Source organism: Selenomonadales bacterium, from assembly GCA_017442105.1.
Taxonomy (GTDB): Bacteria; Bacillota; Negativicutes; order RGIG982; family RGIG982; genus RGIG982.
In genome coordinates this window covers 1-3,638 of record JAFSAX010000065.1, presented here as the reverse complement: position 1 = coordinate 3,638, position 3,638 = coordinate 1, and the positions used below count along the sequence as shown (strand labels likewise).

General features: G+C 43.0%; 3 protein-coding genes. 2 read left to right on the top strand and 1 reads right to left on the bottom strand.

The features are described from left to right. Both IJN28_02785 and IJN28_02780 read left to right on the top strand, forming a co-directional pair. Positions 1–569, top strand: a 569-nt coding sequence (locus tag IJN28_02785) for a hypothetical protein (protein MBQ6712698.1), incomplete at its 5' end; no start/stop codon positions are given. A 30-nt stretch (positions 570–599) separates the two neighbouring features. Continuing rightward, the gene (locus IJN28_02780; GenBank protein MBQ6712697.1) at positions 600–1,400 is read left to right on the top strand and encodes a hypothetical protein; all 801 of its coding nucleotides are present in this window, start codon (positions 600–602) and stop codon (positions 1,398–1,400) included. Positions 1,401–1,402: 2 nt separating this feature from the next. Here the strand turns inward: IJN28_02780 and recG are convergent, their stop codons facing one another. Next, positions 1,403–3,463 carry an ATP-dependent DNA helicase RecG gene (gene recG / locus IJN28_02775; protein ID MBQ6712696.1) on the bottom strand — a complete coding sequence of 687 codons (2,061 nt, stop codon included), beginning with the start codon at positions 3,461–3,463 and terminating at the stop codon, positions 1,403–1,405. Positions 3,464–3,638 lie beyond the last annotated feature (175 nt).

Here is a 3,638-nt window from a genome sequence, read left to right as displayed (position 1 = left end):
TGGGATGTTTTTGGTCTGATTTCAGAAATGAAGACCTTGTAAAAGAATTACAAAGAGAGCTCAACAGCGATATCGTGTTGTTTGGCATTAACGGGTTTGTCTATTTTGGTAACTTACAAGCGATCCATGATAATCGTATCGCCATCTTATCTCCTGCTGTATTGTCGGATTCAACGGCAGTTGAGATATTGACGCCCGGTGGCGCAAGAACGACGACTTCGTTCCTTCGCGTCGATCTTTGGACAATAGCAGCCAAAGGTACAGGTATCGTTGCTGATCCGTTGATCTCGTCTTGTACTGCGGTTGCGAATTCCAATATCTTGCGCGGTGAAGCTGATGGTCTGATCTGTTTGATGAAACGCATGGTCGGTGACAGTATCAGTCTTACGATACTTGGCGGTTTTACGATCAACGGTATTTTGAGCAGTATGTGCGATGATCTCGCGATCATTACGGTAGATGATATCTTCTTACCGGGAGCTTGTGATCCGATCACAGAAGCTACGATCCGATCGGTCGTTGTTAATCTTAAGACGATCACTGCAGTCGGCAGCAGTTTGTTAGAGTAGCATTAAGCATATATAAAGGAGATCAATGTCATGTTACTCGCTGAAGAGTATCTGGGGGAAGTCGGCGTTGGGGCAACTTCCCCTCTTTTTTTTCGTGCTGATGACGGGCATAGATATATTGTAAAGATCATAGCGAATCCACTGGGTGGAAAGGTGCTTGCCAATGAGTATATCGCCTCTTGTTTTGGTCGTATACTTGGATTACCGTTCCCTGTAAGTGATTATTTTTGTATCACAAAAGAATGGCTTGAACAATATCCCTATCTTACTGAAGGAGGAATCAGTGTCGGCATCCATTTTGCATCACGATATCTGGAAGATGTACGATACGTCACAAGCGAATCGTTAACTGCCATTGTCAATCGTAATGAGGTTGCAGGCATGGTATTGTTTGACCATTTATTTCATAATGCCGATCGCACCCATAACAGGAAAAATATGCTCTTATCCCCGAATGAAGACAGTATGTATACGCTTTATGGCATTGACCATTCACATTTATTCAGAAGTGGTCGATGGACAGCATATTCTCTACGTGATTGGGAATATCGTATCCGTATATACGATCAAAATTTGTATGGATCATTTCTCTCAAATTGGATATACGCAAATGATTTTTTGCCATATGTGTATACAGTCAGAGAGCTCGATATTGATGTTATCAAAGATATCTTACGATCGATCCCGCGTGAATGGCTTCCTGATAGCGAAGAGAGAAAGGCACTTTTTCATTTTATCAAAACACGTTTTGAGCTGGTCAGTGATATCTATCGTAAAATATGCGAGCATATCCCGATAGCACATGGCGGATATCGTTCTCCAATCGTTTAAGACTAGTTGTTGGTGATACGTTCGAATGCAGAACCATAGCGTTCTTGCAAAGCATGATAGACAGGCTGATGATTTTGCGGTTCTCGAACAGCTATCTGTGCGTATTCACGTGCTTTGATAAGAAGGGCAATGTCGCGGAATATATTTGCGATCTTAAGGTCGGGAAGTCCATGTTGACGTGTTCCAAAGAGTTGTCCCGAGCCGCGTAATTCGAGGTCTATCTCCGCCAATTCGAATCCGTCATTCGTTCTCTCCATAGCTCTCAGACGTTCTAAGGCATCGTCCGATCTGCTTTTACTGATGAGGACGCAATATGATTGATGACTACCCCTTCCGATACGCCCGCGGAGCTGATGAAGCTGTGACAGGCCGAATCGTTCTGCACCTTCTACGACCATAATGGTTGCATTCGGTACATTGATTCCTACTTCAATGACTGTCGTTGCGATCAAGACCGATAATTTACCGCTTACAAACTCTTGCATAACAGCATCTTTTTCATCGCTTTTCATTCTTCCGTGAAGAAGTCCGCAAGGAATATCAGAGAAAATACCACTCACTAATTCTTCGTATAAGGTGGTTGCGGATTGTACATCTATTTTTTCGGACTCTTCGATTAAAGGACAGACGATATAAGCCTGTCTACCTTCTTGTATCTGTTTGATGATAAAATCATATATTTTAGTACGGCTTTCTTCGCCGCGCACGAATGTTCGAATCGGCTTGCGTCCCGGCGGGAGTTGTTTGATCTGGGAAACATCAAGGTCGCCATATATTGTAAGCGCCATGGTACGCGGAATCGGTGTTGCTGTCATGACAAGAACATCAGGCATCCAATCGCTTTTTTCTTGTAAAAGAGCGCGTTGGTGTACGCCGAATCGGTGTTGTTCGTCGGTGATTACAAGCCCAAGAGCGGCGAACTCTACCGTTGGTTGAATGAGTGCATGTGTTCCGACAAGTAAGTCAATCTCACCACTGGCAAGCCCTTCTAATATCTCGCGTCGTTTTTTAGCAGGTATTTTACCGCTCAACATAGCAACAGTGATACCGTGCAGAGCAAACAATTCTGTCAACGTCTGATAATGTTGCTGAGCAAGGATCTCCGTCGGTGCCATCATAACACCCTGATAGCCGTTTTCTATCGTTTTGGCAAGTGCTAGTGCAGCTATGATCGTTTTACCTGAACCAACATCACCTTGCAACAATCTCTGCATCGGTATGCGATCTTCCATATCATATTGAATATCCCTAAAAGAAGATATCTGATCATCAGTCAATGTAAACGGAAGATTATCCAGTAGAGCTTTTATCAGTTTGCCGTTCGGTCCATGTTTTACGCCGTGTTTTTGATTTTTCGTTTGTTGCTTCAAAAGAAGCAATCCGCATTGGATCAGATACAACTCTTCGAATGCCAGTCTGCTGCGTGCTTTTTGAAGCAACTCTATATTGCTCGGAAAGTGAATCTGTCTGATCGCTTCTCTTTGTGGAATAAAGCCTTCTGCTGTGCGGATTGCGGGCGGAATAACATCATTATCGTCTATATACTCAAGTGCTTGACGCACGATATCTCGCAGGACTTTTTGCGTGATCGATTCACAACCGCCATAGATCGGCAGGATCTCGCCCTTAACAGGCGAGCCCTCCTCTATCGCCTCAAACGATACTCTATGAAGTTCGACACGTCTTCCTATTCGTTTGACTTTACCGCTGGCAATGATAAGCTGTCCGATCGGTAATTTCCCTTTAAGATATCGTTGATTAAACCACGTCAATGCGACTTCTCCTGTTCCGTCAGTTACATAGGCCTTCGTAATGCACATACGTCCGCGAGGTCTAATTTCATCAACGCGCAGGATACGCCCACACACCAGCGCGATCTCATCACTCACAAGCTCTCTGATCGTTTGATACGAACTGCGATCTTCGTATCGCTTCGGATAATATTGAATTACATCTTGCAAGGTATAAAGACCAAGATTTGCCAAGCCTTTGGCTTTCGCAGGGCCAATGCCTTTTAGTTTTTGAACATTTGACGATAATCGGATACTTTCTTTATTATTCATGCTTTGCACCACACTTTTTATCATACAAATCACTTCATCATACCGTGAAAAAATCCTTTTTTCGCTATAAAAAAATCCTATAAAAATTTTAAAATTATTTTAGTTTTTCTCTTGCAAGTCTTATTTTTGTATGGTAAAATAAACTCTGTTATGTATCAAGAAACTTTCCTTCGCT